Source organism: Stenotrophomonas sp. NPDC047960, from assembly GCF_043204395.1.
Classification (GTDB): Bacteria; Pseudomonadota; Gammaproteobacteria; order Xanthomonadales; family Xanthomonadaceae; genus Stenotrophomonas.
The window spans coordinates 588,225-605,907 of sequence record NZ_JBIDBX010000001.1 but is presented as its reverse complement, the minus strand read 5'-3'; the positions used below and the strand labels follow the sequence as shown (position 1 = coordinate 605,907).

At 67.5% G+C, this 17,683-nt stretch carries 13 protein-coding genes and 3 tRNA genes; 6 read left to right on the top strand and 10 right to left on the bottom strand.

All coding sequences use genetic code 11. From position 1 onward, the window contains the following. Positions 1-42: 42 nt before the first annotated feature. Together ACGFZ3_RS02885 and ACGFZ3_RS02880 are read right to left on the bottom strand one after the other, a co-directional pair. Positions 43-1,455, bottom strand: coding sequence for an ATP-binding protein (locus ACGFZ3_RS02885; RefSeq protein ID WP_392916131.1), 1,413 nt, complete (start codon positions 1,453-1,455; stop codon positions 43-45). Further along, positions 1,452-2,162 (bottom strand): response regulator, encoded by a 711-nt coding sequence (locus tag ACGFZ3_RS02880; protein ID WP_214901591.1) that lies wholly within the window; start codon positions 2,160-2,162, stop codon positions 1,452-1,454. The genes ACGFZ3_RS02885 and ACGFZ3_RS02880 overlap by 4 nt, the downstream gene beginning before the upstream one ends. 206 nt (positions 2,163-2,368) lie before the next feature. Between ACGFZ3_RS02880 and ACGFZ3_RS02875 the strand changes: the two genes are divergently transcribed. From ACGFZ3_RS02875 to ACGFZ3_RS02865, 3 genes are read left to right on the top strand one after another with little or no spacing between them, the layout of a single operon-like run. Next, a complete protein-coding gene (locus ACGFZ3_RS02875; RefSeq protein ID WP_392916128.1) occupies positions 2,369-3,619 on the top strand; it encodes an efflux RND transporter periplasmic adaptor subunit in 1,251 nt (416 codons plus the stop codon). Beyond that, positions 3,616-5,586 (top strand): MacB family efflux pump subunit, encoded by a 1,971-nt coding sequence (locus ACGFZ3_RS02870; RefSeq protein WP_392916125.1) that lies wholly within the window; start codon positions 3,616-3,618, stop codon positions 5,584-5,586. The genes ACGFZ3_RS02875 and ACGFZ3_RS02870 overlap by 4 nt, the downstream gene beginning before the upstream one ends. Beyond that, positions 5,583-6,980 carry a TolC family protein gene (locus tag ACGFZ3_RS02865; RefSeq protein ID WP_392916122.1) on the top strand — a complete coding sequence of 466 codons (1,398 nt, stop codon included), beginning with the start codon at positions 5,583-5,585 and terminating at the stop codon, positions 6,978-6,980. Before ACGFZ3_RS02870 ends, ACGFZ3_RS02865 begins: the two co-directional genes overlap by 4 nt. A 98-nt stretch (positions 6,981-7,078) precedes the next feature. Here the strand turns inward: ACGFZ3_RS02865 and rlmB are convergent, their stop codons facing one another. From rlmB to rnr, 3 genes are all read right to left on the bottom strand, one after another. Further along, the gene (gene rlmB, locus ACGFZ3_RS02860) at positions 7,079-7,822 is read right to left on the bottom strand and encodes a 23S rRNA (guanosine(2251)-2'-O)-methyltransferase RlmB (RefSeq protein ID WP_392916119.1); all 744 of its coding nucleotides are present in this window, start codon (positions 7,820-7,822) and stop codon (positions 7,079-7,081) included. A gap of 85 nt (positions 7,823-7,907) precedes the next feature. Beyond that, positions 7,908-8,378: a GFA family protein gene (locus tag ACGFZ3_RS02855; RefSeq protein ID WP_392916116.1), complete on the bottom strand. Its 471-nt coding sequence runs from the start codon at positions 8,376-8,378 to the stop codon at positions 7,908-7,910. 98 nt (positions 8,379-8,476) lie between these two features. Next, positions 8,477-10,939 carry a ribonuclease R gene (rnr, locus tag ACGFZ3_RS02850; RefSeq protein ID WP_392916113.1) on the bottom strand — a complete coding sequence of 821 codons (2,463 nt, stop codon included), beginning with the start codon at positions 10,937-10,939 and terminating at the stop codon, positions 8,477-8,479. A 128-nt stretch (positions 10,940-11,067) separates the two neighbouring features. Here rnr and ACGFZ3_RS02845 point away from each other — a divergent pair. Continuing rightward, positions 11,068-11,154 (top strand) — tRNA-Leu (locus ACGFZ3_RS02845). A 44-nt stretch (positions 11,155-11,198) separates the two neighbouring features. Here ACGFZ3_RS02845 and ACGFZ3_RS02840 read toward each other — a convergent pair. Continuing rightward, on the bottom strand, positions 11,199-11,882 hold the full coding sequence (locus ACGFZ3_RS02840) for a glutathione S-transferase family protein (protein ID WP_392916110.1): 684 nt from the start codon (positions 11,880-11,882) through the stop codon (positions 11,199-11,201). A 99-nt stretch (positions 11,883-11,981) separates the two neighbouring features. On the opposite strand from ACGFZ3_RS02840, the gene ACGFZ3_RS02835 reads away from it, so the two are divergent. Further along, positions 11,982-12,068 (top strand) — tRNA-Leu (locus ACGFZ3_RS02835). 131 nt (positions 12,069-12,199) lie between these two features. After that, positions 12,200-12,286 (top strand) — tRNA-Leu (locus ACGFZ3_RS02830). A gap of 650 nt (positions 12,287-12,936) precedes the next feature. On the opposite strand, the gene ACGFZ3_RS02825 is transcribed toward ACGFZ3_RS02830, so the two are convergent. Genes ACGFZ3_RS02825 through ACGFZ3_RS02810 form a run of 4 tightly spaced genes read right to left on the bottom strand, consistent with a single transcriptional unit; the run spans position 12,937 to position 17,656 of the window. Then, positions 12,937-14,523 carry a DHA2 family efflux MFS transporter permease subunit gene (locus tag ACGFZ3_RS02825; protein WP_392916107.1) on the bottom strand — a complete coding sequence of 529 codons (1,587 nt, stop codon included), beginning with the start codon at positions 14,521-14,523 and terminating at the stop codon, positions 12,937-12,939. Positions 14,524-14,530: 7 nt separating this feature from the next. Next, positions 14,531-15,712, bottom strand: a complete 1,182-nt coding sequence (gene emrA / locus ACGFZ3_RS02820) for a multidrug efflux MFS transporter periplasmic adaptor subunit EmrA (RefSeq protein WP_392916104.1) — start codon at positions 15,710-15,712, stop codon at positions 14,531-14,533. A 10-nt stretch (positions 15,713-15,722) separates the two neighbouring features. Then, entirely contained in the window at positions 15,723-17,216 is a 1,494-nt protein-coding gene (locus ACGFZ3_RS02815) for an efflux transporter outer membrane subunit (RefSeq protein WP_392916102.1), read from the bottom strand. Beyond that, positions 17,213-17,656, bottom strand: coding sequence for a MarR family winged helix-turn-helix transcriptional regulator (locus ACGFZ3_RS02810; RefSeq protein WP_392917558.1), 444 nt, complete (start codon positions 17,654-17,656; stop codon positions 17,213-17,215). The genes ACGFZ3_RS02815 and ACGFZ3_RS02810 overlap by 4 nt, the downstream gene beginning before the upstream one ends. Between the last annotated feature and the right edge of the window lie 27 nt (positions 17,657-17,683).

The following is a 17,683-nucleotide window of genomic DNA, read 5'->3' as shown; positions in this document are numbered from 1 at the left end:
GCCCATAGTAGGCAAAACCGCGCCCGTTTGCCTCCTGTGCGGTCAGCCGGCGCGGGGGGTCGGCGGGCGCGGCGGTGACGGCCAGTGCACGATGGCCTCCAGCCCGCCCTGCGGGTGGTTGCGCAGATGCAGGGTGGCCCCGTCCTTCTCGGCCAGCGCGCGGGCGATGGTCAGCCCCAGCCCGGCCCCGCCGGTTGCCCGCGAGCGCGAGGTCTCCAGGCGCACGAACGGGTCGAACACGGTTTCCAGCGCGTCCTCGGCCAGGCCCGGGCCACTGTCGCGTACCCGTACGATCACCCCGTCGGGACCCTGCTCTCCCCGTACCTCGGCAGTGCCGCCGTAGCTCAACGCGTTGTCGACCAGGTTGGAGAACAGACGGTGCATGGCCAGCGGGCGCAACATCAGCACCGCGCCGCTGACCTGCTCGAAACGGGCATCGGCGCCGGCCTCGACCGCGTCCTCGACGATGCTTCCCAGCAGCGAATCCAGGTCCAGCGCGGCGCGTGGCTCGGCGCTTTCAGCGCTGCGGGCCAGCTCCAGGCCCTCGCGGATCAGCGCCTGCATTGCGCCCAGGTCGCCGATCAGGCGTTCACGCAGGGCTTCATCCCCTACGTTTTCCAGACGCAGCCGCAGGCGGGTCACCGGGGTCTGCAGGTCATGGGTGATCGCCGCCAGCATCTGGGTGCGCTCTCCCAGGGTGCGCTGCAGGCGTTTCTGCATGGCGTTGAAGGCTTCGGCGGCACGGCGGACTTCCAGCGGTCCGGTCACCGGCAACGGCGCGCGCTGGAGGTCGTCACCCAGCTCGGCAGCGGCCGAGGCCAGCCGCTGCAGCGGCGCACTGGCCATGCGCGCGACCACGTAGGCCAGCACGCCGATGGCCAGCACCAGCAGGGACAGGAACAGGGGGTCGACCGCGAGGACGCCGTTGTGGGCAATCGCTGGCGATTCGAGCGCCAGCGAAAGCACCGTCCCATCGCTGAGCGGCACCTGCACCGCACGGCATTTGGGCGGGATGAAGGCCGGGTCGCGTTCGTGCGGCGGTCGGCGCCGCTGCTGGGGCGGCGGTGGCGGCGGCAACAGTTCCTGCGCCTTGGGCAGGCACGAACGGAACGAAGTGAAATGCACGGTAGCGTGTGCGACCGGACCCTGGCGGTCGTCGAGGATGCCCATCAACGCCGCATCCTCGCGCCCCAGTCGCGCCCCTTCGGGCAGGCTGCGCACCGCCGGCCCGCCTACCGTCAGCAGCCGATCGCGCAGCTCCGGGTCGCCGTCAAGCATGTTGACGAAGCCCTGCAGGCGATCCGCGATGCGGTTGAGGTTCTGCCGCTCGAACTCCTGCTGGCGTTTGGCGCTGGCCAGCATGGTGGCACCGATGGCGGCCACGCTCATGCCCAGCAGCAGGATCACGAACAGGCGACCGACCATCGAGGCGAAGAAGCGGCGCAGGCGCATCATTCCAGTGTGACCGCCGTGGCCAGCACATACCCTTCGTTGCGCACGGTCTTGATCAGGCCGTCACTGCCGCCGTCGTCGGCCAGCTTGTTGCGCAGCCGGCTGACCTGCAGGTCGATCGCGCGGTCCTGCGACTCGTAGCTGCGGCCACTGCTCAGCGATACCAGCTGCTCGCGCGAGAGCACCTTGTTGGCGTGCCCGACGAACACGCGCAGCAGCCGGAACTCGGCGCCGGACAGCACCACCACGCGCCCATCCGGGTCGACCAGGTGACGGTGCTCCAGGTCGAACACCCAGTGCGAGAAACGAGCGCGGCGGATCGCCAGCGGTTCCAGGTTTGCCGGCAGCGCTTCGGTCCGACGCAGCACGTTGCGGATACGCGCGAGCAGCTCGCGCGGTTCGAACGGCTTGCCCAGGTAATCGTCGGCGCCCATTTCCAGGCCCAGCACGCGGTCGATCGGCTCGCTGCGTGCGGTGAGCATGATCACCGGCGTGCTTGAGCGCGCACGCAGGTCCCGGCACAGGGTCAGGCCATCCTCGCGCGGCAGGTTGAGGTCGAGCACGATCAGGTCCACGTGCTCGCGTTCCAGCACCTGGCGCATGCCCTGGCCATCGCTGGCCGTGCTGACCTGGTAGCCGGCACGACCGAGCTGTTCGGCCAGCAGCTGGCGGATGTCGTTGTCGTCATCGACGATCAGCAGGCGTTGCATCGTAGTGGTGTTCTCCATGCGGCGATGATCCCCTGTCGGGAGCTGAACCGCATCCTCTGGTTTGCGTACGCATGTTTCAAGGCATGCACACGATACAGAAGGACACGTCGGACCGGGGTGTGGTTACGTGCCGTTACATGCCGTGCGTTGAGCCCCCGAAAGGCGCTCTTCACAATGCTGACAACGCCGCGCGCCGGCCTGTCGAGTTGACGATCACCGTGAAGTCCCGCCTGCCCACCACCCGTCGCGGCCGCGTGCTGCTGTTGATCGCCCTCGCCCTCCTGGTGTGCGGCATTGTCGCATGGAGCCTGCGCAAGCCGGGCGCCCCCACCCTGGCCACCAGCCCGGTCACCCGCGGCGATCTGGAACAGACCGTAGAAGCCACCGGCGTGATCGATGCCTACAAGCTGGTCAGCGTGGGCGCACAGGCTTCGGGCCAGATCAAGTCGCTGAAGGTGCAGCTGGGCGATACCGTCAAGCAGGGCGACCTGATCGCCGAGATCGATGCCACCACCCAGCGCAATGCCGTGCTCAACGCGCAGGCGTCACTGGACCAGGTCACCGCCCAGCGCGCCGTGCAGCAGGCCACCCTGCGCCAGGCCGAACTGGAATTCGCGCGCCAGAACGAGATGCTGGCGGCCGAGGCCACCTCGCGTGCGGAGTTCGACACCGCCGAGGCCGCGCTCAAGACCGCCCGGGCCCAGGTCAAGGCCTATGACGCGCAGATCCAGGGCCGCCAGACCGAACTGGGCACGGCCAACGCCAACCTGGCCTACACCCGCATCACCGCGCCGATGGACGGCACCGTGGTCGCAGTGGTGGCCGAAGAAGGCCGCACGGTGAATGCAAACCAGACCGCGCCGACCATCGTGATGCTGGCGCGGCTGGACCTGGTGACGGTGAACGCCGAGGTCTCCGAAGCGGACGTGGTCAAGATCAAGGCTGGCATGCCGGTGTACTTCACCACGTTGGGTGATCCGGACCGCAAGTACCACGCCACCCTGCGCCAGATCAATCCGGCGCCATCATCGATCGCCAGCGACAGCTCCAGCAGCTCCAGTTCGTCCAGCTCCAGCGCCAGTTCGGCGGTGTATTACAACGCGCTGTTCGATGTGGAAAACCCGGACGGCACATTGCGCATCGACATGACCGCGCAGGTCTCGGTACTGCTCAGGCAGGCCAAGGGCGTGCTGATCATTCCGTCGGTTGCGCTGGGGCCGAAATCGCGCGATGGCCAGTACGTCGTGCGCGTGGCCGATGCCGATGGCATGCCGCAGCCGCGCAAGGTCAAGGTCGGCATCAACACCGGTTCCAGCGTGGAGGTGCTGTCAGGGCTCAAGGAAGGCGAGAAAGTAGTGGTCGGCGAAGGCAGCGCCACCCCGGCCGCGTCCGGCAGCGGCAACCGCGGTGGCGCGCAGTTGCGCATGGGCGGCCCGGGCATGGGGCCGCGTCGATGAAGACCGCTCCCACCGCCGCGCCGCTGCTGCGGCTGCGCGACCTGCGCCGCGAGTTCCCGGCCGGCGATGAAACCATCGCCGTGCTGCGCGATGTCAACCTCGACATCGCCGCTGGCGAAATGGTGGCCATCGTCGGCCAGTCCGGCTCGGGCAAATCGACGCTGATGAACATCCTCGGCTGCCTGGACCGCCCCACCCGCGGCAGCTACCAGGTCGCCGGCCGCGAGACCGGCAGCATGCTGCCCGACGAGCTGGCAGAACTGCGCCGCGAACATTTCGGCTTCATCTTCCAGCGCTACCACCTGCTCGGCGACCTTGATGCGCGTGGCAACGTGGAAGTGCCGTCGGTGTATGCCGGCAGCCCGGCCGCGGTGCGCAGCGCGCGCGCCGAACAGCTGCTGCAGCGGCTGGGACTGGGCGACCGCATGCGGCACAAGCCGGGCCAGCTGTCCGGCGGCCAGCAGCAGCGCGTGTCGATCGCGCGGGCGCTGATGAACGGCGGCGAGGTGATCCTGGCCGACGAGCCGACCGGCGCACTGGACACGAAATCAGGCGAGGAAGTGATGGGCATCCTCGGCGAACTGCACGCCGAAGGCCACACCATCATCATCGTCACCCACGACATGTCGGTAGCCGAACACGCCCAGCGCATCATCGAGATCCGCGACGGCGAGATCATCGCCGACCGCGTCAACGCCAGCGCGCCCAGCTACCGTGCGCAGCGCACGGCGACCGTGGCCGCCAGCAAGGGCCACAGCTGGCGTGCCGCGCGCGACCGCTTTACCGAAGCGTTCCGGATGGCGTTGCTGGCGATGAACGCGCACCGCCTGCGCACCTTCCTGACCATGCTCGGCATCATCATCGGCATCGCCTCGGTGGTGTCGGTGGTGGCATTGGGCAACGGCTCGCAGCAGCAGATCCTGCAGAACATCAGCGCGCTGGGCACCAACACCATCGACGTGTACCCCGGGCGCGGCTTCGGCGACATGCGCTCGGCGCGGGTGCAGACGCTCAAGGCCAGCGATGCCGACGCGCTGTCGAGACAGAGCTACATCGACAGCGTCACCCCCAGCGTGTCCTCCTCGGCCACCGCGCGCTACCGCAACCAGTCGGCTACCGCACAGGTCAGCGGCGTGGGCGAGCAGTTCTTCCGGGTCAAGGGCGTGACCCTGAGCGCTGGCAGTTTCTTCGACGCCGATGCGGTGAAGGGGCTGGCGCAGGTGGCGGTGATCGATGAGAACACCCGCAGCCAGTTTTTCCCCAACGGCGCCGACCCGGTCGGCCAGGTGATCCTGCTGGGCAACGTGCCGGTGCGCGTGATCGGCGTGGCCCAGCGCCAGAGCATGGGCTTTGGCAGCAGTACCAGCCTGTCGATCTGGGTGCCCTACACCACGGTGATGTCGCGGATGCTCGGCCAGAGCCATGTGTCCAGCATCACCGTGCGCGTGGACGACGCCACTCCGATGGATGCGGCGCAGGCCGCCATTTCCAAGCTGCTGGTCATGCGCCATGGCACCGAGGACTTCTTCCTCAGCAACAGCGCCGAGATCCGCGACACCATCGAGCAGACCACCCGCACGATGACCCTGCTGATCAGCGCCATCGCCGCCATCGCGCTGCTGGTCGGCGGGATCGGGGTGATGAACATCATGCTGGTGTCGGTCACCGAGCGCACCCGCGAAATCGGCGTGCGCATGGCGGTGGGCGCGCGGCAGAGCGACATCCGCCAGCAGTTCCTGATCGAAGCGGTGCTCGTGTGCCTGCTCGGCGGCCTGCTGGGCGTGGGCCTGTCGCTGGTGGTGGGCTGGGTGTTCGACACCTTCGCCCCTGATTTCAGGATGCTGTTCTCCACTGCCTCGATCGTGGCCGCGTTCGCGTGCTCCAGTCTGATCGGCGTGGCGTTCGGCTTCCTTCCGGCACGCAATGCGGCCCAACTCGATCCCGTGGAGGCGCTGGCGCGCGAATGAAGACGTCCATCCTGTTATCCAGCACCCTGCTGCTGTCGGCCTGTGTCAGTACCGGCCAGTACCAGGTCGACCCGCCCAGCGTGCCGGCCGTGTACGGCCGTGGCGACGCGCAACGCAACGCGCCTGTAGCGACATCCAACGCATCCTCCCTGCTGCGTACCGACGTGCGCGACGACGCCTGGTGGACCGGCTTCGGCGACCCGCGGCTGGACCGCATCATCGCGCGTGCGCTGCAGGCCAACACCGACCTGGCCTCGGCCGGGCTGGCGGTGCAGCGCGCCCGCCTGCAGGCCGGGCTGAGCGACAACGCGCTGTGGCCGCAGCCGTCGGGCAGCGTCGGCAGCAGCGGCAATCGCCCCATCGACCAGGGCGCCGACTGGAGCCGCAGCAGTTCGGCCGGGGTCTCGCTGCAGTGGGAAATCGACCTCTGGGGCCGCCTGCGCACCCAGCGCGACATCGCGCAGTGGGAAGCCCAGGCCAGCGAGGAAGACCTGCAGAACACCGCGCTGCTGGTGATCGGCGACGTGGCCACACAGTACTGGACCCTGGCCTACCTCAACCAGTCGATCGCGGCCGGCGAAGCGAACCTGGCGCGCCTGCAGCGCACCCTGGAACTGGTGCAGGCCCGCTTCACTGCCGGCGCGGTTTCGCGGCTGGAAGTGCGCCAGGCCACGCAGCAGCTGGAAGCGCAGCGTGCCGCGCAGAGCGCGCTGGAACAACAGCGCGTGGCCAGCCGCAATGCACTGACCGTGCTGCTGGATGGCCAGCCCTGGCCGCAGGCCGACGAACCGCAGGCGCTGGACAGTGCCGGCAGCCCGGCCATCGCCGAGGGCCTTCCGGCGGACCTGCTGGGCCGACGCCCGGACCTGCGCGCCGCCGAGCTGCGCCTGCGCAACAGCCTGAAGAACATCAAGGTGACCGCCACCAGCTACTACCCGGCCGTGAGCCTGACCGGTGGCGTGAGCAGCGGCGCGACCACGCTGTCGGACGTGTTGAAGAACCCGGTGGCCTCGCTGGGTGCGGGGCTGTCGCTTCCGTTCCTCAACATCCGCCAGGCCCAGCTGGATACGCAGATCGCCGGTACCGATTACCAGATCGCGGCCAATACCTTCCGGCGCACGCTGTATACGGCGCTGTCGGAGGTGGACAACGCACTGTCGGCGCGCACCCAGTTCGCCACCCAGGTGGCGGCGTCGCAGGCGTCGTATGACGAAGCGGTGGAGATCGAGCGCATGTACGAAGTGCGCTACCGGGTCGGTGCCACCGACCTGCGCACCTGGCTGGAAGCGCAGCAGACCCGGCGCGACGCCGAGCTGTCGCTGGCATCGGTGAGGCAGAAGCAGCTGGTCAACGATGTGACGTTGTTCAAGGCGCTGGGGGGCAGCGCGGGGTGATTCCGCGCCTGGCATTCAAGGCAACGGGCGGTTGCACCGCCCGCTCGAAGGTCATCCGACCAACGGTCGGCTGCTACCCGCCTGTTTGAAGCCGCCCGTCAGCTGCGCTGACGCACGGCTTCAAACAGGCTGACACCTGCAGCCACCGATACGTTCAGGCTCTCGATGTCGCCCGGCATCGGGATCTTGACCAAGCCGTCGCAGTTTTCGCGGGTCAGGCGGCGCATGCCGTCGGCTTCGCCGCCCAGCACCAGCGCCACGTTGCCCTTCAGGTCGATCGAATACAGCGAGGTGGTGGCTTCGCCGGCCAGGCCGTAGATCCACACCCCCTGCTTCTGCAGGTCCTTCAGGCAGCGCGACAGGTTGGTCACCGCCACCACCGGAATGCGGTCGGCGGCGCCGGCCGAGGTCTTGCGCACGGTGGCATTGACCGTGGCCGACTTGTCCTTGGGAATGATCACCGCAGTGGCGCCGGCAGCCGCGGCACTGCGCAGGCAGGCGCCCAGGTTGTGCGGGTCCTGCACCTCGTCCAGGATCAGCAGCAGGGCCTTGCCCTCGGCCGCCTCGACCAGGCCTTCCAGCTCGTTTTCACCCCAGGTGCGGGCTGCCTGGTAACGGGCGGCCACGCCCTGGTGGCGCACCGAACCGCCCACGCCGTCCAGCGCCTGGGTGTTCACCTTGCGCACGTCGATGCCCTTGCGCCGTGCGTTTTCCTCGATTTCGGTCAGCCGAGGATTCTTCGCGCCCGCCTCGATGAGCACTTCGCGGACGTTCTCGGCATCGTTCTCGATCGAGGAGGCGACGGCGTTGACGCCGACAATCCACTGGCTTTGCTTGCTCATTGCGGGGGCGGGACCGGTACAGGGGGTGGTAATGGTAGAGCATTGCCGGTTCGGCTGCCGTAGCGCCGCGGCCCTGCCCGGCCGCTCAACGGGGCCAGCGGGCGGTGTCGTGGTCCGGGTGCTGATGGGAAACCAGCGTGCGCAGGCGCTCGGCGTCCGGGTCGTCTTCCTGCAGGATCACCTCCAGCGCGCCAAGCTGGTCCACGAACGGCAGCTTGGACTCGGTGCCGTACTGCACGGTCGGCGGCAGCCGTTCAGGCTGGTCGAACGCACCGGCCGCCACGGCCATGCCGTCTTCGCCTTCGTAGGTGAGCGGGGTGCCACAGTCGGCGCAGAAGCCGCGACGGAAGTGATTGGAGGACTGGAACCGGCGCGGCTCGCCACGGGTCCACTGGAAATCGGCCCCGCGTACCGAGACCAGCGGGGCGTAGTACGCCCCAAAGGCCTTCTGGCACATCCGGCAGTGGCAGATGGAACGATCCGGCAGGGCGCCGCGGACGTGGAAGCGGACCGCGCCGCATTGGCAACCGCCGGAGAATTCGGGAACCGGGTTCATCGCTCACTCCTCACGTCCGTACCGACCAACGGTCGGCACCTGCCAAGGCATCGTCCCGCGACGGCAGGTACCGACCGTTGGCCGGTACACCGCGGGCCTCAATATTTCTGTTTCTGCCGCTTCGCCGGCTGGCCGCGTGGCGGCAATGCCGGTTCTTCATCGCCCTTCTCTTCCACCAGCCGGAAGTCGATCTTGCGTTCTTCCATGCTGGCCTTGAGCACCAGGATCCGCACGCGATCACCCAGCCGGTAACTGCTGCCACGGCGTTCGCCGCTGAGCGTCTTGCGGGTTGCATCGAACTGGTAGTAGTCGTGCGGCAGCTGGGTGACATGGACCAGGCCGTTGACCTTGGACTCATCCAGCTCCACGAACAGGCCAAAGCTGGTCACGCCGCTGATCACGCCGTCGAACTGGCCGCCCACGTGCTTTTCCATCCACGCCGCGCGGTAGCGCTCATCGACTTCGCGCTCGGCCTCGTCGGCGCGGCGCTCGCGTTCGGAACACTGCAGCGCCAGCGCGGCCATTTCGCGCTGGGTATAGGTGAACTTCTCCAGCGGCTTGCCGCTCAGCGCATGCTTGATCGCGCGGTGCACCAGCAGGTCCGGATAACGGCGGATCGGCGAGGTGAAGTGCGCATACGCATCCAGCGCCAGGCCGAAGTGGCCCTGGTTGTCCGGCGAGTACACCGCCAGGCTCTGGCTGCGCAGCAGCACCGATTCGATCAGCGCTGAATCGGGGCGCTCGCGCACCTTCTTGAGCAGCTTGGTGTAATCGCCGGGCTGCACCTTGGACCACGGCGGCAGGCTCAGCTTGAATTCCTTGAGGAACTCCAGCAGGTCCTCGAACTTGGCTTCCGGCGGCTTGGCGTGGTCGCGGAATGGCGCCGGTACCTGCTTGTGCAGCAAATAACGTGCGGCCTGCACGTTGGCCGCGATCATGCATTCCTCGATCAGCTTGTGCGCATCGTTACGCACCAGCATGCCGGCTTGGGTCACTTCGCCGGTGTTGTCGAGCACGAAACGCACTTCGGAGGATTCGAACTCGATCGCGCCACGGCGGGTGCGGGCCTTGGCCAGCACCTTGTACAGCTGGTGCAGGCGCTCGACCTGCGGCAGCAGCGCGCCGATGGCGTTGCGCGCGGCCGGGTCGTTCTCGCCCACCGCCTGCCAGACCTGGGTGTAGGTCAGGCGCGCATGCGAGTTCATCACCGCTTCGTAGAAGCGCGAGTGGATCACTTCGCCGTCGCGGTTCACCTGCATGTCGCAGACAAAGCACATGCGGTCGACCTTGGGCATCAGCGAACAGATGCCGTTGGACAGCGTCTCGGGCAGCATCGGCACCACGAAGCCGGGGAAGTACACCGAGGTGGCGCGCTTCTGTGCTTCATCGTCCAGCGGTGTGCCGGGACGCACGTAGTTGGAGACGTCGGCGATGGCCACTACCAGGCGGAAGCCTTCGGCGTTGGGTTCGCAGTAGACCGCGTCGTCGAAGTCCTTGGCGTCTTCGCCGTCGATGGTGACCAGCGGCGTGCTGCGCAGGTCGACGCGGTCGCCGATCATCGCCGGCTCCACCTGCATGGGTACCGAGGCGGCCTCGTCCAGCACTTCCTGCGGGAATTCGAACGGCAGCTCATGGCCGTGGATCGCGGTTTCCACGATCAGCGAGGCGGTGAGCTTGTCGCCCAGCACGGCGATGATGCGGCCGATCGGCGGGCGCCGGGTATCCGGGGCCTGGGTCAGCTCACACACCACCAGCTGCCCATCACGGGCATCGCCGGTCTGGTCGGGCGGAATCTGCACGTTGCGCTGGATGCGCTTGTCGTCGGGCACGACGTAATTGATGCCGAACTCGACGCTGAAGCGGCCGATCAGGCGGGTCATGCCGCGCTCGAGCACCCGCGCGATGCTGCCTTCGCGGCGGCCGCGGCGGTCGATGCCGGTCACGTTGGCCAGCACGCGGTCGCCGTGCATGACCTTGCGCATTTCATACGGCGCCAGGAACAGGTCGTCGCCCCCATCGACCGGGCGCAGGAAGCCGAACCCTTCCGGGTTGGCGATCACCACGCCGGTGATCAGGTTGGTGGCCTGCACCGGGGCGAAGCCGCCGCGGCGGTTCTGCACCAGCTGGCCATCGCGCACCATCGCGCCCAGGCGCTTGCCCAGCGCATCGGCGCGGTCGGGTTCGGTCAGGCCAAGCTGGATGCCGATTTCTTCGGCGGTCTGCGGGCCATCGCAGCGGTCCAGCAGCTGCAGGATGGCTTCGCGGCTGGCGATGGGCTGGGCGTAGCGTTCCGCTTCGCGCGCGGCAAAAGGATCATCCACGCTGCCAACCGGCGCGCTCGGGCGCGGGTTGCGACGGGTGGGAACCGGCGGGCCATCCGGTCGCGGACCGGAGCGCTTGCCGCCACGGGGCGGCGCGGGGCTGTTCATGGACTCGGGCATCCAGGGCGGCAGCTTGCCGGACTTGGCAGCAGCGCGGGACTTGCCCGACGGACCGGCAGCCTGCTTGGGCGCCGGGGACGTGGGGGCTTTGGCGCCCCGGGTCGGTTTCTTTGATTTCATCGACCCCCATGGTACCGCGTGGCGGTGTGCAGAATGGGTCATTGCCGCCGCCCATGCAGGATTGTGAAGAAATTTAACAAAACCGTTGACAAGCCCTGCGGACTTGCCCAGAATTCGTCCGCTGAGTCGCCCAGGTGGCGGAATTGGTAGACGCACTAGCTTCAGGTGCTAGCGGGGGCAACTTCGTGGAGGTTCGAGTCCTCTCCTGGGCACCATGACTCGGAAAATGATCAAACCCGCGAAAGCGGGTTTTTTCGTTTCAGGCCTCCGGCGTGTAGAACCGGGCCGACAGCCCTGTCCGCCCCGGGAAGTACCTGAACCAGGGCCGGGCCGCGTCGACCACTGCGGCGACGGCCCGATGCGCCATCAAGCGTTCGAAGTAGGCGAGCAGGTGAACCTCGTTGCCAGGAATCGGCAGATAGGCCACGGCATAGAACAGCGCGGGCGCCGCCGCACAATCGGCCATGCTGAAGCCCTCGCCGGGCAGCCACGTGCGGCCTTCCAGTTGCCGGTCCATGGCGGCGTAGCTTTCGAGCAGCCGTGACCGGGCGCTCTGCGCTGCATCTTCGCTGCGCCCGCTTTCGGGCTTGAGCCGGTCGGCGGTCAGCGCCTGCATCGGGGTCATCACATAAAAGTCGGAGAACCTGTCCCAGAAGCGCACGGCGAGGGCGCCATCGGCATCGGCAGGAATCAGGCGTGCGCCGGTGGCCAGGTGCTGCTGCAGGTATTCGATGATGATGCTGGTTTCGGCAACGGCCCGGCCGCGGTCGACCAGCACCGGCATCTTCCCGGCCGGGGACACGGCGTTGAGCATCTCCCGGTCTGCCGGATCGCCGAGGTTGACCATGCGTTCGTCCAGGGCCACGCCAAGCACGCGGGCAGCGATCAGCACCTTCTGGCAACAGGACGACAATGGGTGAGCGTGCAGGATCGGCGGTGCCATGGAAACTCCAGACAGTCGGTGTCGGCCGAGTATGCCCATCGGCGCCTCGGCATGCATTGACAGCCTCCGGATGCTTCCGCATAATTCGCCCCCTGAGTCGCCCAGATGGCGGAATTGGTAGACGCACTAGCTTCAGGTGCTAGCGGGGGCAACTTCGTGGAGGTTCGAGTCCTCTTCTGGGCACCACGACTCGGTAAATGATCAAACCCGCGCAAGCGGGTTTTTTCGTTTCCGCGGCACGGATCGATCGCGAGAGATTTTCTTCGACATCCTGTTGACACATTCGCGGTTCTCCCGCAAAATTCTCCTCCTGAGTCGCCCAGGTGGCGGAATTGGTAGACGCACTAGCTTCAGGTGCTAGCGGGGGCAACTTCGTGGAGGTTCGAGTCCTCTCCTGGGCACCATGACTCAGTAAATGATCAAACCCGCGAAAGCGGGTTTTTTCGTTTCTACCGCACGCGATTCCATCGTGCCGGGCTGCGCCCGGCTTCATGCATTTTGGCGAACAGCCGCTGGGCCTGCGCATGGTCTGAGCTGGGCCGGCGGGTGCGGGTTTGCGGGACACGCCGTGAACCCATCCATGGGGGCTCGTAGAAAACATCCATGTTTTCTACGGTCCCACAAACCCGCCCCCGCCGACCCTCGCCGGTGTGTTGGTGGCCATGGAAGATCAAAGGCCGGTGTCGATCATTTTCATGCGTTACCGGCTGCGGTGCCGTTCCGTGCCGTCGTTCGGGAACCGACGCTACCGCCCATCCCATTCGCGTACCCGCCGCGTAGAGCCACGCCTTGCGTGGCTGCTCGTTGCATCCGCACACGACCATCTATCGGGGGCGGCCGGCGGGTAGCCCCCGGAGGGACGCTAGAAAACATGGATGTTTTCTAGCAGCCTACAGGGACGTACTTGCGGCGTGTCCCGGAGCGGGGCTGCCCGACGGCCGCCCCAGCACGGAAGAATTGAAACGCTGCTGTTGGCTGTTGGCTGTTGGCTGTTGGCAGCACAACAAAAAACCCCGCCCTTCAGCGGGGTTTCTCGTTTCAGCCACTCAGAACATCAATGCCCGCCGGCGGACGCCGCGCCGGCACCGGCGCCGAACGGCGGCTTGGCCAGCCACAGGAAGGCGATGATGGCCAGGAAGATCCAGCCCAGCAGGAAGAAGATGTCGTTGAAGCCCATCTGCGATGCCTGGTGGTTGATGATGTTGTTCAACGCCGCTGCGCCATGTTGCAGGTCGCCCTGCCCCATTGCCGCCACCTTCTCCTGCATGCCCGGCGTGTAGCCGGAAATGCTCTCGGTCAGGTGCGCATGGTGCTCCTGCGTGCGGCGCGCCCACAGCCACGTCGTCAGCGATGCTGCGAAGCTGCCGCCCAGCGTGCGCAGGAAGGTGGCCAGGCCCGAACCTGCCGCGATCTCGCGACCGTCCAGGTCCGAGAGCAGGATCTGCAGCACCGGCATGAAGAACAATGCCACGCCGATGCCCATGATCAGCTGCACCCCCGCCACGTGCGCGAAGTCCACCTGCAGGTTGAAGCCCGAACGCAGGAAGCTGGTAAAGGACAGGAACACGAACGCGAATGATGCGATCCAGCGCATGTCGAACCGCGACGCGTACTTGCCCACGAACGGCGTCATGATTACCGGCAGGATGCCGATCGGTGCCGTCGCCAGGCCCGCCCAGATCGCCGTGTAGCCCATGTCACGCTGCAGCCACTGCGGGATCAGCAGCGACACGCTGAAGAACGCCGCGTACGCCACCACCATCGCCAGCGTGCCGGCGCGGAAGTTGCGGTGGCGGAACAGCCGCAGGTCCACGATCGGATCCTTGTCGGTCAGCTCCCAGATCAGGAACACCGCCAGCGCCACCACCGAAATGCAGGCCAGCACCACGATCGTCGGCGAACTGAACCAGTCTTCGTCGTTGCCGAGGTCCAGCACCAGCTGCAGCGCGCCCACGCCGATGATCAGCGTGATGAGGCCCACGTAGTCCATCTTCGGCTTTTCGATCTGCTCCGGTCGCCCCTTCAACTGGTTGCCTACCACCAGCGCAGCGAAGATGCCCAATGGCACGTTGATCAGGAAGATCCATTCCCAGCTGTAGTTGTCGGTGATCCAGCCACCCAGGATCGGGCCGCAGATCGGCGCCACCACCGTGATCATCGCCAGCAGCGCCAGCGCCTGCCCGCGTTTCTCGCGGGGGTAGATCGAGACCAGCAACGACTGCGTGATCGGGTACATCGGACCGGCTACGAACCCCTGCAGCGCACGCGACACCACCAGCATGCCCATGCTCTGCGCCAGGCCGCACAGCAGCGAGGCCATCACGAACGACAGCGTGGCCCAGATGAACAGCTTGGTCTCACCGAATCGGCGGCTCAGCCAACCCGTCAGTGGCAGCGCAATCGCGGTGCTGACGGCGAACGAGGTGATGACCCAGGTCGCCTGCTGCGAACTGGCGCCGAGGTTGCCGGCGATGGTCGGCAGCGAAACGTTGGCGATGGTGGTGTCGAGCACCTGCATGAACGAGGCCATGGCCAGGCCTGCAGTACACAGCGCGACATTGGCCGGCCGGAACGCGCCGGTCGCACCTGGCGCCGACGGCGCGCCCGGATGTCCGGGCGCGGCGGGAGCTTGTGCGGACATGGCTACCTCAGCTTGCCTTGGACTGGCGCGGCAGGTTGCCCTGGATGATCTCGTGGATCATATCGTCGGCACTGTGCAGCTGCTTGGCGTACACATCGGTGTCGAACACCTGGCCCTTGGCCGCGGTGGTCGGCAGCACGGTCCCCTTCTGGTCGCGCAGGCTCACTTCCGCCTTCATCGACAGGCCGATGCGCAGCGGATTGTCGGCCAGCTGCTTGGCATCAATGGCGATGCGCACGGGAACGCGCTGCACGATCTTGATCCAGTTGCCACTGGCATTCTGCGCCGGCAGCAGCGAGAAGGCCGAACCGGTGCCCAGGCCCAGGCTGTCGATGCGGCCCTTGTACTTCACATCGCCGCCGTACAGGTCCGAACGCAGTTCCACTTCCTGGCCCAGGCGCATGTGACGCAGCTGGGTTTCCTTGAAGTTGGCCTCCACCCACATCTGTTCGGTCGGCACCACCGCCATCAGTGCGGTGCCTGGCTGCACGCGCTGGCCCACCTGCACCGAGCGACGGGCCACGTACCCGCTGACCGGCGCGACGATGCCGGCGCGCGCATTGTTGAGGTAGGCCTGGCGCAGCTGCGCGGCAGCGGCTTCCACGTCCGGCTGGGTGGCGATCACGGTGTCGTCGACCAGCGCATTGCTGCGCTCGAAGGTTTCGCGTGAGCCGGCTACGGCCGCTTCGGCGGCGGCCAGTTCATTGCGCGCGTGCGCCAGCTCTTCGTCGGAAATCGCACCCGTGGCGGCCAGGCCCTTGCGGCGCGCGAAGTCTTCGCGGACACGGTTGAGGGTGACCTGGCGGGCGCTCAGTTCGGCCTGCGCACCTTCCACGCTGCGGTACAGGCCGCGCGTCTGGCGCACGGTGCGGGCCAGGTTGGCGCGGGCCTGCTGCAGCGCCACTTCGGTGTCGGCCGGGTCCAGCTGCACCAGCAGCTGGCCGCGCTCGACGCGCATGCCGTCATCGGCGTTGATCGCCACCACGGTACCGGTCACCAGCGGCGTGATCTGGACCTGGTTGCCCTGCACGTAGGCGTCGTCGGTTTCCTCGAACCAGCGGCCGAACATGAAGTACCACAGCGCTGCGGCGGCAAGCAGCAGCACCACGATGACCAACAGGCCACGCAGCAGCTTGCCGCGGCGGGAGGGGGCTGCCGGCGCGGCAGCGGGAGCGGAAGTCTGGCTCATGGAAGGTATCTCAGGAATGCGTGGATTCGGGGGAGGTGGCGAGCGTGGCGGTCTCAGCGGACGGGGTGAAGCCACCGCCCAGCGCCTGGCTCAGCCGAACCGAAACAAGGATCTGGCGCGACTGCAGCGAGGCCAGCTGCTGCTGTGACTGCAGCAGCTGCGCCTCCACGCTGAGCACGTCGAGGTAGCTGCCGATGCCGGCCGTGTAGCGCTGCTGCGCCAGGTCATGGGCGGCGCGCGCGGTGCTCACCGCCCGCGCCTGCGCGGCAGCCTGATCGGCCAGCGAGCGCACCGCGTTGACCTGGTCGGCCACCTCGCGCAGTGCGTTGACCACCGACTGGTTGTAGTCGGCCACGGCCAGGTCGTACTGCGCGTCTGTCTTGTCCAGGTTGGCACGCAGGCGGCCACCGTCGAAAATCGGCAGGCTCAGCGCCGGGCCGATGAAGGCGAAGGTCGAGCCGCTCTTGAGCAGCTGGTCCACCTCGCTGGCGACCACGCCGCCGAGCGCGGTGAGGTTGAGGCTGGGATAGAACTTCGCCTTGGCCGCGTCGATCTCGCGGCCGGCCGCTTCCACCCGCCAGCGCGCGGCCACGATGTCCGGGCGACGGCCCAGCAGTTCGCTGGGCAGGACGCCCGGCAGCTGCAGCGCGAGCGGGTTGAGCGGCTGCGGGCGTTCAATCTGCAGGCCACGGTCCGGGCCCTGCCCGACCAGCGCGGCCAACGCGGTACGGGCCTCGTCGATCTGTTGCTGCGCGGCCTGCAGTTGCTGCTGCGCGGCCGGAATGCGGGCTTCGGCCTGGCGGGTCTGCAGGTCGCTGTCGATGCCCGCCGCGCGACGCTGGCGGGTCAGCGTGAGCGTCTTCTGCGAGCGGTCCAGCTCTTCGCTGGCCACATCGTGCAGCTGCCAGGCATAGCCGAGCTGTGCATAGGCTTCGGCGATGGCGGCCGACAGGTTCAGGCGCGCGGCTTGTGCGTCGACGGCAGCGGCATGGCCGCTGTCCACCGCCGCTTCCCACGCAGCCCGCTTGCCGCCCCACAGGTCCACCCCGTAGCTGACGCTGAGGTAGGCCTGGCCGCTACCGGCATAGCTGCCGCCAAGCTCTTCACCGACCATCGATTCAGGCAGGCGCACGCCGGTGTAGCCGCCGGAGGCGGACACGCTGGGCAGGCGGTCGGCGCGTGCGGTGCCGATCTGGGCACGCGCCTGGCGCAGGCGCGCATCGGCCGCCTCCAGGCCCGGGTTGCGCTGCAGGCCTTCGGCGATCAGCGCGTCCAGCTGCGGGTCGTTCAGCGCCCGCCACCAGTCGGTGGCCGGGAATGCCGACGGGCTCAGGGTGGGGCCGGCCAGGGTGCGCTGGGTCTGCAGGCTGTCGGCGTCGAGCAGCTGGCCGTGCGGTTGCAGGCCACCGGTGCTGGCACAGGCAGCCAGCGCCAGCGCCAGCACGGACAGCAGCACCGGCCGCAGCGGGCGCATCGATGTGGTGCGATCAGGTTTGGAAGTCATGGCGAAATGAGAGAGTCACGGACACGGGTCAACAGGGAAAGCAGCAGGGCGCGCTCGTCGGCGGACAGGTCGCGCATGGCGTCGTCCATCACCGCGTCACCGCGTTGCTTGAGGCGGGCCCACAGCTGGCGGCCCTCCTCGGTCAGTACGATCTGCAGCGCGCGACGGTCCTGCGCATGCGGTTCACGGCGTACGCAGCCCAAGGCCTCCAGCTTGTCCAGCAGGCGCGTGACCGCGCTGGGCACCTGGTCCAGGGCCTGGGCCAGTTCGTTGGCGGTACACGGCGCGCGGAACGACAGCACCTTCAGACCCAGGTAGTGGGTGAAGCCGATGTCGAGGTTTTCCTCGGCCATGGACACGTCCAGCTGGCGCATCAGGCCGTCGCGGACCTGGCGCAGCAGCAGGCCCAGGCTGGGCGGCGTCGTTTCGGGGCAGATCATCATGGGGACGCACTTTACTTCCGGGAA